Here is a 505-nt window from a genome sequence, read left to right as displayed (position 1 = left end):
GCTCACTGCCCACTGCCCGCCTGCCCACCTGGGCGGGCCGGCGGTGCGGTCCGTTCTCATCACAGGGCGTTCATCTTCCTGAGCTCAAATAGTGGCGGCGAGGGGTGCGGCTTGGTATCGTGTTGGGTTGTTGTCGCTTGTCGTGCATCGACACGAAAAGCTCCAGTGCCCTTCTCGCTCTGATGTCGGCCGTGTATCTTGGACCTGATCCGGTGTCGGCGCAATGCTGACCCGCGCTGGGGGGCGAGGGGCACGAGTGTACTTTTCGGATTTCATCGGGGTTCTTGTCCGCCGTTGGTATATTCTGATCATCGGGATTATTCTGACTGGCCTGGCCGGGGTGGGCGTGCACGCCACCATCGGCCCGACATTCCAAGCCCATGCGGCGGTGGTGGTACTTCCGCCGACGTCGGACTCCGGTACCACCAGCACGGCGGCGAGCCGAAACCCGTATCTGTCCATTCCGCTGGGTAACACCGCGGACGTTCTTACTCGGATCATGGCG

Annotated in this window: 1 protein-coding gene; it reads left to right on the top strand. The window is 62.6% G+C overall.

Annotation, left to right across the window (positions count from 1 at the left end; genetic code table 11):
- Positions 1-256: 256 nt before the first annotated feature.
- Positions 257-505 (top strand): hypothetical protein (locus U9983_RS15595; protein ID WP_322754724.1); only part of this gene is annotated, 249 nt, incomplete at its 3' end.

The organism is Protofrankia sp. Cas3 (assembly GCF_963555955.1).
Classification (GTDB): domain Bacteria; phylum Actinomycetota; class Actinomycetes; order Frankiales; family Frankiaceae; genus Protofrankia.
This window is presented reverse-complemented; position numbering and strand designations above follow the sequence as displayed.